This is a genomic window from Arthrobacter sp. UYCo732 (assembly GCF_040547265.1).
Lineage (GTDB): Bacteria > Actinomycetota > Actinomycetes > Actinomycetales > Micrococcaceae > Arthrobacter.
This window is the reverse complement of the sequence record NZ_JBEPPJ010000001.1, coordinates 322,152-340,581: the sequence shown is the minus strand read 5'-3', so window position 1 is coordinate 340,581 and position 18,430 is coordinate 322,152. Positions and strand designations below refer to the sequence as shown.

The following is an 18,430-nucleotide window of genomic DNA, read 5'->3' as shown; positions in this document are numbered from 1 at the left end:
GCTTGCGCATTGGCGGCAACCTTAGTCTGCAAAGTGATCCCATCCCGTGGCGCCAGCGACGCGGCCCGCAATTGTGACGCCCGGGTCAATGTCGGTTCCCGGGGCTTGTACTGAGCCTATCGCAGTGAATCCGGCCGGAAGCTGAATGCCTGCAGGGAATGTAGCAAGTAGCCCGTGGTCTTCTCCCCCGCCCAGCACCCATGCCATGGGGTCACTTGCGAGGATGTCCGACGCAGGGCTGAGGCCTTCCGCGTGGCGCTTCAGTTCCACCGGGTCCAGGTCCAGCACCACACCGCTGGCGGCGGCGAGGCGGCCGCCGTCGCGGACCAGTCCATCCGAGATATCCATCATGGCGGTGGCACCGGCCGCCATGGCCAGCGGGCCAGCGGACAAGGGTGGCCGCGGGCGGCACTGCGTTTCCACGAGGGAGCGTTGCGGCCCGGTTAGGGACTGTACGGGGGTCTCCGATTCCAGGAGCGCGAGTCCGGCAGCGGCCCTGCCCACGGTTCCTGCCAGCGCCAGGACGTCGCCTGCGCGGGCACCGGAGCGCAACACAGCCCTTCCGCCGGCGAGGGTGCCCAGCACAGCCACCGTCACGGAGATTTCCCGGCCGCGGCCAAGGTCGCCGCCGGCCACCGAGCAGTCAGCGGCCCCCAGTTCCTTGATTCCCGCGCTCAGTCCGTATGCGAGGTCCTCCACCCAGCTGACTGGTGTCTCAGGCGGCAGCGTGAGGCTGACCACCAGCGACGTGGCTGTGCCGCCCATGGCGTTGATATCGCTGAGGTTCTGGGCTGCTGCTTTCCACCCGACGTCAAAGCCAGTGGTTTGGTAGCCGTTGTTCCATTCGAGGCGGAAGTCCTGGTCCTGGACCTGCGTGTCGATGGAGATCAGGGTTCGGCCGTCCGGGGCCGACACCAGCGCGGCGTCGTCCCCCGGGCCGAGCAGCGTGGCCGATCCGTGGGCGCCGCCCAAGGCCAGCAGGGGAAATATCCGGGCAAGAAGTTCGGATTCGGACAGTGCGGCGACAGTGAGAGTTTCGGCATTCAGCGGATTTTCAGGCACGCCCCTACGCTACAGCGCGGCACGGACAATGCTGCTTCTGCCCCCGGATGGCGTCCCGGCGCAGCGCGTGGCGGCGCTAGGCTTGAAGGATGCAACATGCCCTTTTGCCCCTGCCTGTCCGTGTGTCCATGGGCCTGCTGGCCGCAGCCCTGGCCGGCGCTGTCCTGTCCGGCTGCGCACCGACCGTGGATGTCACTGCCGCCGCCGATGCCGCGAACCCGGCATGCGCTCCCATGATGGTGGCCCTTCCGGATGCAATCGGCGATGCGGCGCTGCGGAAAACAAACAGCCAGGCCACGGCAGCCTGGGGGGATCCCTCCCAGGTGATCCTGCGCTGCGGCGTGAACGTCCCCGGACCGACGACGGACCGCTGCGTGAGCGTCAACGGCGTGGATTGGGTCATCAAGGAAGGGAACGCTGCCTGGACCCTGACTACCTTCGGCCGCGAGCCCGCCACCGAGATCCTCCTCACTAAGGACCAGGAGACCATCAGCTCCGCCACCGTACTCGCCGATCTGTCGGCGGCCGCCGCGAAGATCCCCGCCACGGGGAAGTGCGTGGGCCAGGCAGACCTACAGAACCTGCCCACGAGCTAGGTTTCGACAGGCTCAACCGCAAGGGTCAGCTCAACCGCCAGGGTCAGCGGAGGCCGGTCTTCCGGTTCAGGGCCAGGTAGATCAGTTCGTCGATAAGGTCCGCGTAAACGAGGCCGGAGGCTGCCCACATCTGTGGGTACATGCTCTTGGGCGTGAATCCCGGCATCGTGTTGATCTCGTTGATGATCAGGTCGCCGTCCGGCGTGTAGAAGAAGTCCACCCGGCTCAGGCCTTCGGCTCCCACGGCCTCGAACGCGGCGGCCGCCAGTTCACGCACGCGGGCGATTGCGTACTCGGGGATGTCGGCCGGGCAGCTGAGCGACGCGGCGTCGTCCTCCACGTACTTCGCGTTGAAGTCGTAAAATTCGTGCCCGCCCCCTGCGACGGAGATTTCACCGGGCATGGACGTGCGCGGCGCCGCGGTGCCGCGGCCTTCCAGGACTGCGCACTCGATTTCCCGTCCAACGATGCCAGCCTCAATGACCAGTTTGCGGTCGTGGCGGCGGGCTTCCTCGATGGCGTCATCCAGGCCCTCCATCGAATCCACTTTGGAGATACCCATGGATGATCCGGCCCGCGCCGGCTTCACGAACACGGGGAATCCCAGGCGGTCCACCTGCTTGCGGACAGCTTCCGCGTCGTTAAGCCACTGACGGTCCGTGACGGCCACGTAGGGTCCTATCTGAAGTCCGGCTGCCTCGAAGACGACTTTCATGTAGTGCTTGTCCATACCCAGGGCTGAGGCAAGCACCCCGGCGCCCACGTAGCGGGTATCGGACAGTTCCAGCAGCCCTTGAATGGTTCCGTCTTCACCGAACGGCCCGTGGAGCAGCGGGAACACCACATCAACGGTACCGAGTTCGCGCGGAACCGCGTCCGGGGAGGCCACAATCAGCTGGTGCTCCCCGCCGATTTCGGCCAGGGTCACGGTTTCGGACGACGGCGGCACTTCCGGCAGCGACGCCGCGGTCAGCGACCACTGTGCTGTATCCGCTCCGGCCAGGACCCACTGCCCGGATTTTGCGATGCCGATGGGAATAACGTCGTACTTGTCTTTATCAATGGCGCCCAGCACACCGGCCGCAGTCACGCAGCTCACCGCGTGTTCGCTGGACCGGCCGCCAAAAAGCACCGCCACGCGGGGTTTGACGCGGGAGGCCGGGTCCGGTGCGGCCAGGTTTTGGTCAGACATCGTCAGTAGTCGCCTTCAGGTTTCAGGTCCCGGGACAGCAAGAGAGGCCCCAGTTGGTTAACGGACAGTTTCCCGGCCAGGACGGCCACAACGGCAGCGGTGATGGGCATGTCGACTCCCAGCTTCCCCGCCAGGTCATTCACAGCTTGGCCCGATTTGATGCCTTCGGCGGTCTGGGTCATCTTCAGTGCCAGCTCATCAAGCGTAAGCCCCTGGCCCAGCATCCGGCCGGCCGTATGGTTTCGGGACAGCGGCGAGGAGCAGGTGGCCACCAGGTCCCCAAGTCCGGCCAGTCCGGCCATGGTCCGGGCGTCACCGCCGAGCGCAAGGGCCAGCCTGGACGTTTCCGCCAGTCCCCTGGTGATGACGGACGCCTTGGTGTTGTCCCCCATCTGCTTGCCCTCACAAATACCGACAGCCAGCGCTATGACGTTCTTGACGATGCCACCGATCTCGACGCCCACCACATCGCCCGTGGTGTACGGCCGGAAGTAGGGGGCAGTGCAGCTCCGGGCGATCCAGCCTGCAGTCATGTCGTCGGTGCACGCCACCACGGACGCCGTTGGTTCCTCACGGGCGATTTCCATGGCGAGGTTGGGACCCGAAACCACGGCAATCCGGCTTTCGGGGATCCCCAGTTCGTCGCTGATGACCTCGCTCATGCGCGCATCGGTACCCAGTTCCAGACCCTTCATCAGGGACACCACCACTGCGTCTGGTGCGATCAGCGGCTTCCATTCGCGGAGCTGCAGGCGCAGGGACTGGGCCGGTACGGCCAGGACCACCAGGTCGGCGCCGGACAGGACGGCACGCACGTCCATGGAGGCCGTGATGCTGGATGGCAGCACCGTGTCCTTCAAATACTGCACGTTGCGGTGGGATGCGTTGATCTCTTCCACCACCTCGCTGCGCCGGCCCCACAGTCTGATGCTGCGCTCCACGCCGGCTGCACTGGCAGCGTCCGCGAGGATTTTCGCGAATGTGGTCCCCCAGGAGCCTGCTCCCAGGACGGCGACAGACCGGGCCGAGCCTGGACGGGTCCTGTCATCCGTCACGTGGCGTCCGCCGCGTCATCAGGCCGTTTCCGGTCAACGAAGCGGCCATGCGTGGTTTGGTTGTTCTTGGCCGGATCCCAGCGCTCGGCCGGGCGTTCTTCGCCCCGGATACCGGCCAGCAGATCAGTCACGGCATCCATGATGGCCTCAGTGGCAGCGGTCAGCGTCGCTTTGTCCAGCGGCCTGCCCGTAAAGGGGCTGAGGTCCACGGGTTTCCCCACCACCACACGCGACGTTTTGCGCGGGAAAAGATGGAAGCGCTTCGCATAGCGCGGGAACACCTCGTGGGCGCCCCAATGCGCGATCGGCACCACGGGAATTCCCCCTTCAAGGGCGAGGCGGGCCGCGCCGGTATGGCCCTTCATCGGCCACAGGTCCGGATCGCGGGTGAGCGTCCCCTCGGGGTAGATGATGATGGCACCGCCATCGGCCACGATCTCCTGGGCGAGCAGCAGCGAGCGGTTCGCTCCCGCCGTCGAGCGTTCCACCGGGATCTGGCGGGTGGTGCGCAGGATGGCGCCGACGACCGGCACTTTAAAGAGCCCGGCTTTGGCCAGGAAGTGGGGCGCGCGCTTCTGGTTGTACAGCAGGTGCCCCACGATGAGCGGGTCGATTTCCGTGCAGTGGTTGGGCGCGGCAATAAAACCGCCCGCGGGAAGGTTTTCCAGGCCCTCCCACTTCTTGTTCATCATGCCGTTAAGGACGGTGCGCACAATGGCTGCCACCACAACAAACGTGGCCTGGCTCTTGGCCGTTTCCTTCACGTGTCCACCGCTACTTTGTCGAGGAGATATCGAAGTCGGCGCCGAGGCCGGCCAGCTTTTCAGTAAACCGTTCATAACCACGGTTGATAATGTCGATCCCGGTCACGCGTGACGTGCCGGTGGCGGCAAGCGCAGCGATCAGGTGGCTGAAGCCGCCGCGCAGGTCCGGAACATCAATGTCCGTGCCCTTGAGCTGGGTGGGACCGGAGATGACGGCCGAGTGGAGGAAGTTTCGCTGGCCAAATCGGCACGGCACACTGCCGAGGCACTCACGGTGCACCTGGATGCTTGCGCCCATCCGGATGAGCGCATCGGTGAAGCCGAACCTGTTTTCGTAAACAGTCTCGTGCACGATCGAAACCCCCTCGGCCTGCGTCAGGGCCACCACCAGCGGCTGCTGCCAGTCGGTCATGAAGCCGGGGTGGACATCTGTTTCCAGGACCAGCGGATTGAGCTTGCCGCCGCGGTGGTAGAAGCGGATGCCGTCCTCGCCGATGTCCATGCCGCCGCCAACCTTCCGGTAGGTGTTCAGGAACGTCATCATGTCCCGCTGCGAGGCGCCTTCAACAAAAATGTCGCCACGGGTGACCAACGCGGCCGAGGCCCACGACGCCGATTCGTTGCGGTCCGAGAGTGCCCGGTGGTTGTAGCCGCCAAGGTCTTTGACTCCCTCGATGCGGATGGTGCGGTCCGTCTGGACGCTGATGATGGCGCCCATCTTCTGCAGCACGGCAATAAGGTCGATGATTTCCGGTTCCGTGGCTGCACCGGAGAGTTCCGTGATTCCTTCGGCCCGGGTGGCACTGAGCAGTACCTGCTCCGTAGCGCCCACGGAAGGATAGGGCAGTGAGATCTTGGCGCCCTGCAGGCCCCTCGGGGCGGAAATGTGGATGCCGCCCGGCCGCTTCTCAACGACCGCGCCAAACTGGCGCAGTACGTTGAGGTGGTAGTCGATGGGCCTGTCGCCGATCTTGCAACCGCCCAGGTCCGGGATGAAGGCTTCACCGATGGCGTGGATGAGCGGTCCGCAGAGCAGGATGGGGATCCGCGAATCGCCCGCATGGGCATCGATCGCCGTGCTCGGGGCAGTTTTGGCCGACGTCGGATCCAGGGTCAGGTCACCGCTCACGGGATCCTTTTCAACCGTCACTCCGTGCAACTGCAGAAGGGAGGTAACAACCTCCACGTCCTTGATTTCCGGAACGTTCCGCAACACCGACGGTTCGTTGCCCAGCAATGCGGCCACCATCGCCTTGGGGACAAGGTTCTTGGCCCCCCGGACGCTGACGCGGCCTGTAAGCGGGACTCCGCCGCGGATTGTCAGAACACTACTCATATACCGGTTTCCTTACGATTACTCGCCCCAAAATCCTTGCAAAGGCTCCAGCTAAGCATAGGAGGTCGCGTTACCGAACCGAAATACGCCGTGCCGCCATCAAACAAACGCGGGGTCCCTTTCGGCCCACACCAGGGGCCAAGACGGGTAGGTGACCCCGCGTTGCAGGCTCCGCGGGTGTTTAGGAAAGCCGGGCCGGCAGCGTGGTGGGTTTGAAGGCCGGCCGGGTGGCTTCGTAGGCCGTGATGTCCTCTTCGTGCTGGAGCGTCAGGCCGATGTCATCGAGGCCTTCGAGGAGCCGCCAGCGGGTGTAGTCGTCGATCTCGAACGGCGCCACGATGTTGCCGCAGCTGACCGTCTTGGAGACCAGATCAACAGTGACTTCGGTGCCCGGGGCGTTCTCGAGCTCTTTCCAGATCAGCTCGATGTCATCCTGGGCCAACTCGGCGGCCAGGAGGCCCTGCTTGCCTGAGTTGCCGCGGAAAATGTCAGCGAACCGGGACGAGAGGACGGTTTTGAAGCCATAGTCCTTCAGCGCCCAAACGGCGTGCTCGCGGGAGGACCCGGTGCCGAAGTCCGGACCTGCGACGAGTACCGAGCCGGCGTTGAACGGCGCCTGGTTGAGGATGAAGGCAGGATCCTTGCGCCAGGCGGAGAAGAGCGCGTCTTCAAAGCCGGTGCGGGTGATCCGCTTGAGGTATACGGCCGGGATGATCTGGTCCGTGTCAACGTTGCTCTGGCGCAGCGGGACGCCGATGCCCGTGTGCGTGGTGAACTTTTCCATGGCGGTCTCCTAGGCTGCGTCGGTTACTGATTGGGCTTCGACACGGCCTGCCACCGGGTCGGGGTCTAGGTCCGACGGCGAGCTCAGCGTGCCGCGGATGGCCGTGGCAGCTGCCACTACTGGCGAGACAAGGTGCGTGCGTCCACCCTTGCCCTGCCGGCCTTCGAAGTTGCGGTTTGAAGTTGACGCGCAACGCTCCCCCACCTCGAGTTGGTCCGGGTTCATGCCCAGGCACATGGAGCAGCCGGCGAAGCGCCACTCCGCCCCGAAGTCCTTGAAGACCTTGTCCAGGCCCTCGGCTTCGGCTTCAAGCCGCACGCGGGCCGAGCCGGGGACAACCAGCATCCGGATATTCGGGTCCTTCTGCCGCCCGCGGATGATGTCCGCAGCAGCCCGGAGGTCCTCCATGCGTGAGTTGGTGCAGGAACCCAGGAAGACGGTATCCACCCGGATGTCCTTCATGGGTGTGCCCGCCGTCAGGCCCATGTACTGCAGGGCGCGCTCGGCGGCAGCCTTTGCGTTCTCATCGCCGAAATCCTCCGGCGACGGAACTGATGCAGAGAGCGAAACACCCTGGCCGGGGTTGGTGCCCCAGGTAACAAAGGGCTCCAGTGTGTCGGCGTCCAGGTCAACCTGTACGTCGAAGGTGGCGTCGTCGTCGGTACGCAGCGTATTCCAGTATTCGACGGCGGCATCCCAGTCCGCTCCCTGGGGCGCGTGCGGGCGGCCGAACATGTAGTCGTATGTGGTCTGGTCCGGGGCCACCAGGCCGGCGCGGGCGCCGGCCTCGATGGACATGTTGCAGATGGTCATCCGGGCTTCCATGGACAGCGCGCGGATGGCGGAACCACGGTATTCCAGGACGTAGCCCTGGCCGCCGCCGGTGCCGATCTTGGCAATTACCGCGAGGATGATGTCCTTGGCAGTGACGCCCGGACGCAGCGTGCCTTCAACGTTGATGGCCATGGTCTTGAACGGCTTCAAGGACAGCGTCTGGGTGGCCATGACGTGCTCCACCTCGGACGTGCCGATACCCATGGCAAGGGCACCGAAAGCACCGTGAGTGGAGGTATGGGAGTCGCCGCAGACCACAGTCATGCCGGGCTGGGTCAGGCCCAGCTGGGGGCCCACAACGTGCACAATGCCCTGCTCGGCATCGCCAAGTGAGTGCAGCCGGACGCCGAACTCGGCGCAGTTGTTGCGCAGGGTCTGGATCTGGGTGCGGCTGGTGAGATCAGCAATGGGCTTGTCGATGTCCAGCGTGGGAGTGTTGTGGTCCTCGGTGGCAATTGTCAGATCAGGGCGCCGCAGCTTGCGGCCGGTCAGCCGCAGGCCCTCGAATGCCTGCGGGGAGGTGACCTCATGGACAAGGTGGAGATCAATGAAGAGAAGATCGGGCTGGGCGTTAGCTCCCTCGCCGTCGCCCTTGCGCACCACGTGCGCGTCCCAGACTTTCTCGGCCAGTGTCTTTGCCACGGCCATCTCCCTTCACTGCTGTTTGGCTGTTAAGCTCCACTGAACCAGCAGGGCCGGGCAATATGCCACTCAAAAGATTTGCATCTCAGATAATGAGACGTCAATATCATTACATGGACAATTCTAGTGGAGTCGGCGTCATTGATAAAGCGGCCCATGTGCTTGACGCATTGGAGGCCGGGCCCACCACGCTGGCACAGCTGGTGGCCGCCACAGGGCTGGCGAGGCCTACGGTCCACAGGCTTGCCCTGGCCCTGATCCACCACCGCCTGGTCAGCCGGGACATCCAGGGCAGGTTTGTCCTCGGCAGCCGCCTCGTGGAGCTCGCGTCCGCCGCTGGCGAGGACCGGCTCATTGCCTCTGCCGGGCCCATCCTGATGCAACTGCGGGACGCCACCGGCGAAAGCTCCCAGATCTTCCGGCGCCAGGGCGATTGGCGCGTCTGCGTCGCGTCCGCTGAACGCCCCATCGGCCTTCGCGACACCATCCCCGTGGGCACGCAACTGTCCATGAAGGCAGGTTCGGCCGCGCAGGTGCTGCTGGCCTGGGAAGACCATGACCGGCTACTGGAGGGACTGCAGGCCGCCCGCTTTACGCCCACGGTCCTGGCAGGCGTACGACGGCGGGGCTGGGGACAGAGCCTCGGCGAACGTGAGCCCGGGGTTGCGTCGGTCTCGGCCCCCGTCCGGGGACCGTCCGGCCGGGTCATCGCCGCCGTCTCGATCTCCGGGCCGATCGAACGCCTGACGCGCCAGCCGGGCCGCCTCCATGCCGAGGTGGTCTGCAACGCCGGGCGGCTCCTGACCGAGGCGCTGCGTAAGACCAGCGACTGACGCAAACTGCAGACACGCTCCTCCCCGGATAGGCCGCCGGCGCCATCCACACCCTGCACGCCATGGCTATGCTGTCCGCATGAACAGCTACGCAGTCTTTCTCCGCGGCATCAACGTTGGCGGGATCAACATCAAAATGGCAGCGCTGAAGGATGCCCTCGCGTCTGCCGGGTTCGCCGGTGTCAGGACCCTCCTGGCCAGCGGAAACGTGGTGCTCGCCAGCGGGGAAAACCCTGCAGCGGTCAAGCAGAAGTTCGAAAAATGCCTGCGGGACAGCTTCGGCTACGACGCTTGGGTGGTTGTTCTGACCGCAGAACGTGTGGCCGAACTGGTCGATGCCTGCCCCTATCCGGAGGACGACACGGCCACGCACACGTACATCACCCTCGCCTCTGACACCGCCAGGCTCGACGAGCTGGACACAGCCGGGGCAGCACTCGAAGGCTCGGAGCAGAAGCGGCTCGGCCCGGAGGCCCTGGCCTGGCTCGCGCCGGTGGGCGGGACACTGGACAGTCCTTTCAGCAAGATCTCTGCCAAGGCGAAGTTCAAGACAAGCACCACCACCCGGAACCTGCGCACCATGATCAAGGTAAGGGACGCCGCCGCATCCCTCTCCTAGGTGCCTTCACGTTCCGCCTGCGGCCTTCAGCGCCGCATTGAAGGAACTGAGCCTGGTCACCTCGACTTCCACCGGCTCCACCACCAGTTCACGGGCCACTTCGCCCACTGCAGCCCTGAGGCGTTTCCGTGCCCTGGCCGCCCGCGCCCTCGCGGCCCCCGCACCGATGAACCTCCCGGTTGTGGCCAGGAAGATTCCCAGCACCACACCGCTTGCAATCATGAGCGTAGGAACAGGCCAACCGTCAATGCGAGGTACCTCCGGGACAGGCATCTGGAGGTACCCAAGCCCTGCCAGCACGCCAAGCCAGCCCAGGCCACCAACCACTACTGCCAGCGCCAGCCACTGGACCACATTGAAGACGCCCCACCACCACGATTTCCGGAAGGTTATCAGGTCCGTTCCGGCGATGGCTTGGTCAAGGGCATCCGGCAGCGACTCCCGGCCTTCGCGGGCCGCGCCGCGGATGGCCGCCCGCCACGGTCCCGGGGCACCCTCGCTGGCAGCGTCCGCGAACTCCCGGACCGCAGCATCCGTGCGGGCCCGCTCCGGGGCGCCGGCGGCCGGGAGCGAGGTGCGGTTGAGTTGGGATGGGGCCGAACTCTTCAGGTTAAGTCGCCGCAAGGGATCGGATCTGAAGCGCAGCAGCCACCGCGTCACCGGCCAGCCGGTGCGCCGCGTCGATTCCAGCCGGTAGGACGTAGCCACGGCATCCACCACAAGGGGCGCATTCGCCGCCGTGGCCAGCTCACCGGTGAGCCGGGATGTTGACGCTGGCCTCACGCCGGCCGCTTCGCCAACGCCGGAGACGTCCCTGAGTTGTTGTGAGGCCCGCGATACGTCAGCACCGAGCCGTTGTGAGAGCGCCTGCCGCTGCGTCACCACGCCTCGGATGGCGCCCCGAACCTCATCCACGCCGGTGCCCTTGAGCGCGGATGCGCCCAGCACCTGCACTTTGCCCAGCCCGTCGCGGGCCAGGATCCCCCTGAGGGAGGCCAGAACAGGCTGGACGTCCCTTTCGGGCAGCCTGTCCACCTGGTTCAGCACCACCAGGGTCACGGCTCCGTGCGCAGCCAGAGGTGTCAGGAAGTCGTTGTGAACTGCTGCGTCGGCGTATTTCTGCGGGTCCAACACCCAGACCAGGACATCAACAAGGCCCACCATGCGCTCCACGATCTCGCGGTTGGCCGCCCGGGTGGAGTCAAAGTCCGGCAGGTCCAGCAGAATCAGGCCCGTGCCCTCGTCCGCGAAACCTGTGACTGGAACGGCATGATGCCTGTTTCGCACTTCCAGCCAATCCAGCAGGGGCTCGCTGCCGTCCGCTCCCCAAACACCCGCCAAAGGTTCCGATGTGGTGGGCCGGCGGGCCGCCGCCGTCGCGATTTGAGTACCACTGACCGCATTGAACAGTGACGACTTGCCACTGCCGGTGGCACCGAAGAAGCCCACCACGGTGTGATCCGCGGACAGGGACCGCCGGGAGCTTGCCCGTTCGAGGCGCAGGAACACGTCCTCCAAAGCAGCATCGGGCAATACGCCTTCTGCCAATTCCCGGGCATCATTGAGTGCTGCGAGCCGACGGTCCAGCTGCGACGCGTCGCGGGCAACGCTATGGCGGCTCATGTGTGGTTTGCCAGCCGCGCGAGGGCAGCGGCATGGTCTGCCAGGACACGGGAGGTGTCCGTGCCGCCCGCCGGGAGCCGTTCGAGGAACTTCTGCTGCTCGGCCTGCAGCAACCGTTGGCAGCGCTCGTGGAGGTCATCCCGCGCCGTCCGGGCCAGCCGGCGGACCGCGTCCTCACCGAATACGGCTTCCAGCAGTTTTTGGCCCACGACGGCGGTGCCGCCCGCCACACCGATCTCCAGCCCGGTGAGGCCTGCGGTCATGGAAAAAACCACGATCATCAGCGCGACGCCCAGCCCGTTGATGCCAAATGAGAGCCACCTGGCCTGGGTGCGCTTACCTTGCCCCTCGGTGCGGATCAGCTCCATCAGGCCGGTCTGCCACGCCCTGATTTCCGCTGCCGTCACGTCCGCAAAACCGGCGCTGGTTCCGGACAGATCGTCGGTGCCCAGAAGCTGCCGGCCGGCCGGGTCCGAGCGCCACCGCTGGTCCGTCTCCTCGCCCGCGTTGGCGGCTTCGTCCAGGATGACGGCGTGCAGGCCCGATTCGATGGCCACCTCAACCCGGATGGCAGGGGTCGGCTCGCCCCGGAAGAACGCTCCCACCCGGTCACGCAGCCGCCCGATGTTCTGCTCCAGGGTCCGGAAGAACTCCCCCGTGCCGACAAAGTCCTGCCAGCGCGCCAGCACTTCGCCGCGGAGCAGCGCGCCGTCCTTCGTGGCGCCCAGAATCCGGGTAACGGCATCGCGGTAGGCCGCCACGGCACCGGACCTTAGCGTGGCCGCTGCGTTCTCCTGCTCGTGGACAGCCGCCGACACTGTGCCGACGCGGCCAGCCAAGGCCTTGACCGTTCCGTTGAGCGTCCGGCGGGCAATCTCCGACCGTCCTGCCGCGTCTGCGGCAAGTTCCTGCAGCCAGACCCGCAGCGGCTCCACCGACTGCTGCGGCAGCATGCCGAGGCCGTCGAGGTCCGTCTCAGGCACGATGAACAGCCCGGCACTCCCCAGTCCTTCTTTCTGCAGCAACGTGCGGAGATCGGCGCTGACTTCGGCTTCCGCATCTGCCGGTACCCGGTCCAGCACCACGGCAACCATAATGTCCCGCGACGACGCGTCCAGGAGCAGCTTCCAGGGAACCGCATCCGCGTAGCGGTTTGCTGTGGTGACAAAGACCCAGAGGTCCGCGGCGGCCAGCAGCTGCCCGGCCAGCCTGCGGTTGTCGTCCGAAATGGAGTCGACGTCCGGAGCGTCCAGCAGCGCAATGCCCTGCGGGGCTGCCCGATCGGCCACCAGCACGAGCGAGGAAATGGCCTCCGCGTCCGGTGTTGCACCTGCCTGGCTCGCCGGGACGGGCTCCGCGGAGATGGTGCCCCGGATCCGGTTGAGGGTGGGCAGCACCCGCTGGCCTTCGAACCAGCCGGCATCGGCAGGATGGTGCAGGAGAATGGGTTGCCTGGTGGTGGGCCTGATAGCCCCGGAGCGGGTGACGGGGTGCCCCACGAGCGCGTTCACCAGCGTTGACTTGCCGGCGCCTGTGGAACCCCCGACGACGGCGAGCAGCGGGGCGTGCAGGCTTCGGTATCGCGGCAGGATGTAATCGTCCAGTTGGGCGACGGCGTTCCGGACTTCCATCCGGGCCTGCCCAACATTCGCCAGTGCGAGCGGCAGTGCCACGGCGGAAAGATCCTCACGCACCACCTCCAGCAGGCCCACAGCGGCCAGCACGGACTGGTCCGCCGGGCGGCCAGGCTGGCCGCCCGGCGCTCGGGGCGGCCGGGGCGGGGGTGGTGGTGATGTAAAACCGTCGGCGGAGGTCACAGCATCATCATGCCAGTTCAACCGGCGCTTCAGCCGCGGCGTGAGCCGATCAAAACAAAAACGGCCCCGGGCTGATGCCCGGGACCGTTATCTTGTGACCCCAGCGGGATTCGAACCCGCGTTACCGCCGTGAGAGGGCAGCGTACTAGGCCGCTATACGATGGGGCCGCGTACTTCCAGGAAACTCGCGCTTCCAACCGGCTTCTGGCCGGAATGCTGAGTCAGTACTTCATAGACTCAGCGGGTGTTTCAAATCGGCGGGCCGGCTTGAAACGCCTGGTTATCAGTGCATGTTCAGCGCTCAAACCAGAGCTGGGATACCAGGACTCGAACCTAGAATGACGGTACCAGAAACCGTAGTGTTGCCAATTACACCATATCCCAATGACACTTTTGGGCCGGAGTTTCAGGCCTCAACCCGCGCTCCGTGCCCCTCAGCACGAGAAATTACTTTACCTGAGAGTTTGGGCTGGCACAAATCGAGCCGCTGAACCGGCCGTCACACGCCACGGCGCCGGGCCCCCGGGGCCGCCGAGCCACTGCCGAATCCTTGTCAGGCGTGGACGCCGGTGCTGCCCGGCTGGTCTCCGGGACTGGCGATCTGGCCGCCCGAGCGGGACAGCTGAAAAGCTCCCGGGGTGCGAACAATTCCCCCGAGGCAGGCACCGGCACCGCCGCCCTCGAGCAGGCCCTCGAGCTGGCTGAGGCGGCCGCTTCGGATCCGCTGCAGGGCGCGGTTCCGCTTGCCGCCGTCAAGGATAGGATCGCCAAAATCTCCGGCTGCGCCCACAAGCTCGACGCCTGGACCTCCGTCCTTCAGGCCGGCGCCGGGAAGCTCAACGATGGCGCGGCGTAGCTGCAGGCGGCAACGGGCCGCCTCACTGCCTGCTTCGCCACGCTGGGTAACAAGCTCAACAGCCGCGACCCGGACCAGGGTGTGGTGTTGGGAACCGAACTGCTCGCCGCCGGTTCGGCCCAGATCCGGACCGGCATGGACGGTGTTCCGGGCAACCCCGACCGTCCCGGTCTTATGAGCGCGGTCGCGATGGCAGACGGAACCACGACTTTGAACGCCTGCATCAAGGGGGATCCTGCGAAGGGTGCCGGCCGCAGGTTAGGCGGGAAGCTACGCCAGGAGCTGCGCCAGCGACCTGACCTCGTGACCCTTAAACGCCGGCACAGTCTCCCCCGCCCTGTTGAGCCAGACACCCACCAGTCCTGCCGCCGTCGAACCTTCAGCATCCAGCAGCCTGTTGTCCCCCACATAGAGTGTCTCCGCCGGAGCGGTCCCCAGGAGACGGACGCCTTCGAGATAGATCGCGGGCTCAGGCTTGGCCACGCCTACGGTGTCTGTACCCACCAGGCGTGTAATGCGCGCCAGCCCGGCGCCGTCGAGCTTCGCGCGCTGGTAGTCGTGCACGTTGTTGCTGACCGCACCGTAGGGGATGCCGGCAGTATCCAGCAGGTCCAGAAGCGGAAGCGCGTCCTCAAAAGCCCGGACATAGGAAGGCTGCAGCTGGCTGTACGCCGTCAACCACCGGTGCGACTCTTCGCCGTCGGCGAGGTCCACTCCGAAGTGGCCCAGGGCGGCCCGGCCCCGCAGCAGGCGCTGGTCGTTGAACGTCAGTTCGCCCGCGAGGTACCTGTTGTAGAAGTGCGTTGTTTCGTGCGTGAAGATCCTGCCGAAACGCTGCCACCCGGTCTGGTCCATACCCGGGAGCAGGTGTTCGCTGACCTCGCGCAGGGCGGTGGTCATGGCATATTCGAGGTCCACAAGGGTGTCATCGATGTCGAAGAGGACACCCCTGATGGTCCCGAAGCGTGTCTTCAGGACCCCGTCAGCCGCCGCCGTGCCGGTGACCGTCATCAGCCGCGGAAGGTGCGGAGCCGGCTCAGGGACGAGTCCTTGCCCAGGATCACCATGGATTCGAACAGCGGCGGTGAGATGCGGCGTCCGGAAATGGCAGTGCGCACCGGCCCGAATGCCAGCCGGGGCTTGAGGCCGAGGTCCTCCACGAGCGCCTCCTTCAGGGCCGCCTGGATGTTCTCCGGGGTCCAGTCCTGGACAGGTTCAAGGGCGGCCAGGGAAGCGTCCAGGACTTCGGTCAGGTTAGCCGGCAGCCCCTTCCTGGCGTCATCGGCGACGTCGATTGCATCGTCGGACTTGAACAGGAAGCCGAGCATCTCCGGTGCTTCGCCCAGCAGGGTCACGCGTTCCTGGATGAGGGGTGCAGCTTCCGTGAGGATCTGCTCCTCCCGTGCCGTGAGCTGCTCCCCGACGAAGCCGGCGGTCCGCAGGTACGGCACAAGCCGGGAACGGAAGTCTTCCGGATTGAGCATGCGGATGTGCGTGCCGTTGATGGCCTCCGCCTTCTTGATGTCGAACCGCGCCGGGTTCGCCAGGACATCCTGGACATCGAAGTTTTCAATCAGTTGGTCCACGGTGAAGATGTCCTCATCTGCCGACAGGCTCCAGCCCAGCAGCGACAGGTAGTTCAGCAGGCCCTCGGGGATGAACCCACGGTCACGCAGCAGGAAAAGGTTGGACTCCGGGTCACGCTTGGACAGCTTCTTATTGCCCTCACCCATAACGTACGGGAGGTGGCCAAAGTGTGGCAGGTAGCTGGCCACACTGATGGCGATAAGGTAGCGGATGAGCACTACCTGGCGGGGTGTGGAGGAAAGGAGATCCTCACCGCGCAGGACGTGGGTGATACCCATCAGGGCGTCGTCCACGGGGTTGACGAGCGTGTACAGCGGCGACCCGTCAGCGCGGACGATGACGTAGTCCGGAATGCTTCCGGCTTTGAATGTGATCTCGCCCCGGACCAGGTCGGTGAACACCACGTCCTCGTCCGGCATCCGGACCCGCAGGACGGGCTTGCGGCCATCGGCCTTGAAGGCCGCGAGTTGCGCTTCGCTGAGTTTGCGGTCGAAGTTGTCGTAGCCGAGCTTGGGGTCGCGGCCCGCGGCCCGGTGACGTGCCTCCACTTCCTCCGGGGAGGAATAGCATTCGTAGGCGTAACCGGCGGCAAGGAGCTTCGCGACGACGTCCTTGTAGAGGTCAAGCCGCTGCGACTGCCGGTAAGGCTCGTGCGGACCCCCGACCTCCACACCCTCTTCCCAGGTGATCCCCAGCCACTTCAGGGCCTCCAGCAACTGCTGGTAGCTCTCTTCCGAGTCCCGTGCCGCGTCCGTATCCTCGATCCGGAACACGAACGTGCCCTTGGTGTGCTTGGCGTGGGCCCAATTGAACAGGGCTGTCCGGATGAGGCCTACGTGCGGTGTTCCAGTAGGCGAGGGGCAGAACCGGACGCGCACCGGAGTATCGGCAGTGACGGACAGGACGGAGGCAGCAGTCGACGCAGAAGCAGTAGTCATAGTGGCTTCAACTTTACCGCTTGCCGCGGAGTGCCACTGCCCGGGCCAGGCGCGTCCTGCTAGCGCCGGACGACGGGGTTGGACAGGCGTCCGATACCTTCGATTTCCACTTCGAAGCGGTCGCCGGCCTGCACCAGCCCCACGCCGGCGGGGGTGCCGGTCATGATGACATCGCCGGGCAGCAGCGTAAAGGCCTGCGAGACGATGGAGACGATTTCGCGGACGCCGCGGATCATCTGGCTGGTGCTGCCGTCCTGCCGCAGTTCGCCGTTGAGGCGGCCCTGGATGGCCAGGTCCTCGGTATCCAGTTCGGTTTCGATCCACGGGCCCAGCGGTGCTGAGGTGTCGAAGCCCTTGGCACGGGCCCACTGCAGGTCCGTTTTCTGGACGTCGCGGGCCGTGAGGTCATTGCCGCAGGTGTAGCCGAAAATCACGTCATCAACGCGCTCTTCCGGAACGTCCTTGCAGATCCGGCCGATGACGACGCACAGCTCGGCCTCGAAGGAGACCTCCTCGGAAAAGTCCGGCAGCACGATGGGATCGTTCGGCCCCACAACTGCGGTGTTGGGCTTGAGGAACAGCAGGGGCTGGGCCGGTACTTCGTTGCCAAGTTCGGCCGCGTGTTCCACGAAGTTGCGGCCGACGCCGATTACCTTGCTGCGCGGAATGATGGGGGCCAGCAGCCGGACATCTTCGAGCTTGTGCTTGACGTGGGTCCGCTCCACTCCATTGAAGAAGGGGTCGCCGTTGATGACAGTGATCTCCTCACTGCCGGGCTCACCTTCAACAACGCCGTAGAGGGGACCAGAATCGACTACAAACCGGGCGATACGCATGGTTCCCAGCCTACAGTCTTGACCGGTTCCCCTTGGCTCCGGTCAGTCCTCCGGCCGTCCGCGCAGGTAATCAAGCTGGGCGGCGACTGACATTTCGGCCGCCCGCCGGACGGACGGTTCCACGTGGACGTAGACGGCGTCTGCCACCGCCGCCACGGCCGCATCCCGGCCAAGCCGTTCCAGCGCTTCCCGGATCTGCCCCAGCCTCTCGAGGCGGTGTGCACGGTAGGCAGCGGTGACAACTTCAAGGGACGGTAGCACTGCGCCGTGCGCCGGCAGAACGGTGGCCTGGCCGAGAACCTCCAGCCGGTCCAGGGACGCGAGGTAATCCCCCAGTGTGCCATCCGGGTAGTCCAACATGGTGGTCCCGCGGCCCAGGATGGTGTCGCCGGTCAGCACGGAGCCGTGCGCGCCGTCGTCGGGGAGGTGGAAGCACACGGAATCCGAGGTGTGGCCCGGCGTGGCCAGGACCTTGATGGACACACCGGCAGCCTGGATGGTTTCACCATCCTGCAGCGGTTGGCCGCCACCATGGCAGTGGCGGGGATCCGACGCCCGGACGGGGGCGCCAGTTAGCTCATGGAGCCGTAGCGAACCCGCCGTATGGTCTGCGTGCCGGTGCGTCACCAGGATCAACTCCACCCGGCCCACGTCAGCCAGCAGCCGGAGGTGGGCGGCGTCAAACGGCCCCGGATCCACCACCACAGAAGCGCTGGCTCCGCCTGCCGAGATCACGTAGGAGTTGGTACCGTCCAGGCTCATCGGTCCGGGGTTGGGTGCCAGGAGGGACGCTGTCAGGGTGCTGGAGGGCCGGAAGCCGCCGCTGGGAATCGGGTTCACGGCACTATCCTCGCATCCCACTGCCGGCGGAGCGCAGAATAAGTCAGGTCCCCCGGCAGGTTGTGGCTGGTGAACAACGGAGGAAAACAAGGGCCTTCAGCACATCCATAACAACGCGACGGGCGCCATCGTCTGGTTCCCCACGTGGAAGAAGTACCGTGAAACCACCGATTGGCCCGAGGAAGTCGATGCTCTCGCTGAGGACCTCAAATCGGG

At 65.6% G+C, this 18,430-nt stretch carries 17 protein-coding genes and 2 tRNA genes; 4 read left to right on the top strand and 15 right to left on the bottom strand.

The genetic code is table 11. From position 1 onward, the window contains the following. Positions 1 to 21 precede the first annotated feature (21 nt). Complete coding sequence (thiL, locus tag ABIB45_RS01540; protein ID WP_354214156.1) at positions 22 to 1,062, bottom strand: thiamine-phosphate kinase; 1,041 nt, start codon at positions 1,060 to 1,062, stop codon at positions 22 to 24. An 89-nt stretch (positions 1,063 to 1,151) separates the two neighbouring features. Here thiL and ABIB45_RS01535 point away from each other — a divergent pair, with 89 nt between their 5' ends. After that, positions 1,152 to 1,658: a DUF3515 family protein gene (locus tag ABIB45_RS01535; RefSeq protein WP_354214155.1), complete on the top strand. Its 507-nt coding sequence runs from the start codon at positions 1,152 to 1,154 to the stop codon at positions 1,656 to 1,658. A gap of 43 nt (positions 1,659 to 1,701) precedes the next feature. Here ABIB45_RS01535 and ABIB45_RS01530 read toward each other — a convergent pair whose 3' ends face one another. The 6 genes from ABIB45_RS01530 to leuC form a co-directional block, all read right to left on the bottom strand. After that, the gene (locus tag ABIB45_RS01530; protein ID WP_354214154.1) at positions 1,702 to 2,850 is read right to left on the bottom strand and encodes a D-alanine--D-alanine ligase family protein; all 1,149 of its coding nucleotides are present in this window, start codon (positions 2,848 to 2,850) and stop codon (positions 1,702 to 1,704) included. 2 nt (positions 2,851 to 2,852) lie between these two features. Beyond that, on the bottom strand, positions 2,853 to 3,905 hold the full coding sequence (locus ABIB45_RS01525; RefSeq protein ID WP_354214152.1) for an NAD(P)H-dependent glycerol-3-phosphate dehydrogenase: 1,053 nt from the start codon (positions 3,903 to 3,905) through the stop codon (positions 2,853 to 2,855). Beyond that, a complete protein-coding gene (locus ABIB45_RS01520) occupies positions 3,902 to 4,669 on the bottom strand; it encodes a lysophospholipid acyltransferase family protein (protein ID WP_354214151.1) in 768 nt (255 codons plus the stop codon). The genes ABIB45_RS01525 and ABIB45_RS01520 overlap by 4 nt, the downstream gene beginning before the upstream one ends. Before the next feature lie 10 nt (positions 4,670 to 4,679). Next, on the bottom strand, positions 4,680 to 6,005 hold the full coding sequence (gene murA / locus ABIB45_RS01515; protein ID WP_354214150.1) for a UDP-N-acetylglucosamine 1-carboxyvinyltransferase: 1,326 nt from the start codon (positions 6,003 to 6,005) through the stop codon (positions 4,680 to 4,682). A 181-nt stretch (positions 6,006 to 6,186) separates the two neighbouring features. Continuing rightward, positions 6,187 to 6,789, bottom strand: a complete 603-nt coding sequence (gene leuD, locus ABIB45_RS01510) for a 3-isopropylmalate dehydratase small subunit (RefSeq protein WP_354214148.1) — start codon at positions 6,787 to 6,789, stop codon at positions 6,187 to 6,189. Positions 6,790 to 6,798: 9 nt separating this feature from the next. Then, complete coding sequence (gene leuC / locus ABIB45_RS01505) at positions 6,799 to 8,265, bottom strand: 3-isopropylmalate dehydratase large subunit (protein WP_354214146.1); 1,467 nt, start codon at positions 8,263 to 8,265, stop codon at positions 6,799 to 6,801. A gap of 113 nt (positions 8,266 to 8,378) precedes the next feature. On the opposite strand from leuC, the gene ABIB45_RS01500 reads away from it, so the two are divergent. Further along, positions 8,379 to 9,098 carry an IclR family transcriptional regulator gene (locus ABIB45_RS01500; RefSeq protein WP_354214145.1) on the top strand — a complete coding sequence of 240 codons (720 nt, stop codon included), beginning with the start codon at positions 8,379 to 8,381 and terminating at the stop codon, positions 9,096 to 9,098. Positions 9,099 to 9,177: 79 nt separating this feature from the next. Then, complete coding sequence (locus tag ABIB45_RS01495) at positions 9,178 to 9,717, top strand: DUF1697 domain-containing protein (protein WP_354214144.1); 540 nt, start codon at positions 9,178 to 9,180, stop codon at positions 9,715 to 9,717. Between the two features lie 6 nt (positions 9,718 to 9,723). Here the strand turns inward: ABIB45_RS01495 and ABIB45_RS01490 are convergent, their stop codons facing one another. The 4 genes from ABIB45_RS01490 to ABIB45_RS01475 form a co-directional block, all read right to left on the bottom strand. Then, positions 9,724 to 11,340 carry a GTPase gene (locus ABIB45_RS01490; RefSeq protein ID WP_354214142.1) on the bottom strand — a complete coding sequence of 539 codons (1,617 nt, stop codon included), beginning with the start codon at positions 11,338 to 11,340 and terminating at the stop codon, positions 9,724 to 9,726. Then, positions 11,337 to 13,052: a dynamin family protein gene (locus ABIB45_RS01485; protein WP_502914517.1), complete on the bottom strand. Its 1,716-nt coding sequence runs from the start codon at positions 13,050 to 13,052 to the stop codon at positions 11,337 to 11,339. The genes ABIB45_RS01490 and ABIB45_RS01485 overlap by 4 nt, the downstream gene beginning before the upstream one ends. A 200-nt stretch (positions 13,053 to 13,252) precedes the next feature. Further along, positions 13,253 to 13,325: transfer RNA gene (locus ABIB45_RS01480), tRNA-Glu, on the bottom strand. A gap of 144 nt (positions 13,326 to 13,469) precedes the next feature. Continuing rightward, positions 13,470 to 13,541, bottom strand: a tRNA-Gln gene (locus ABIB45_RS01475). 166 nt (positions 13,542 to 13,707) lie between these two features. Here ABIB45_RS01475 and ABIB45_RS01470 point away from each other — a divergent pair. After that, entirely contained in the window at positions 13,708 to 14,013 is a 306-nt protein-coding gene (locus tag ABIB45_RS01470; RefSeq protein WP_354214140.1) for a hypothetical protein, read from the top strand. 270 nt (positions 14,014 to 14,283) lie between these two features. Here the strand turns inward: ABIB45_RS01470 and ABIB45_RS01465 are convergent, their stop codons facing one another. The 4 genes from ABIB45_RS01465 to ABIB45_RS01450 are packed head-to-tail and all read right to left on the bottom strand — an operon-like array spanning position 14,284 to position 18,214. Continuing rightward, positions 14,284 to 15,024: an HAD family hydrolase gene (locus ABIB45_RS01465; protein ID WP_354214139.1), complete on the bottom strand. Its 741-nt coding sequence runs from the start codon at positions 15,022 to 15,024 to the stop codon at positions 14,284 to 14,286. After that, positions 15,024 to 16,538 carry a glutamate--tRNA ligase gene (gene gltX, locus ABIB45_RS01460; protein WP_354214137.1) on the bottom strand — a complete coding sequence of 505 codons (1,515 nt, stop codon included), beginning with the start codon at positions 16,536 to 16,538 and terminating at the stop codon, positions 15,024 to 15,026. Before gltX ends, ABIB45_RS01465 begins: the two co-directional genes overlap by 1 nt. A gap of 59 nt (positions 16,539 to 16,597) precedes the next feature. Beyond that, the gene (locus ABIB45_RS01455) at positions 16,598 to 17,374 is read right to left on the bottom strand and encodes a fumarylacetoacetate hydrolase family protein (protein WP_354214135.1); all 777 of its coding nucleotides are present in this window, start codon (positions 17,372 to 17,374) and stop codon (positions 16,598 to 16,600) included. A gap of 42 nt (positions 17,375 to 17,416) precedes the next feature. After that, positions 17,417 to 18,214, bottom strand: a complete 798-nt coding sequence (locus ABIB45_RS01450; RefSeq protein WP_354214134.1) for an MBL fold metallo-hydrolase — start codon at positions 18,212 to 18,214, stop codon at positions 17,417 to 17,419. Positions 18,215 to 18,430 lie beyond the last annotated feature (216 nt).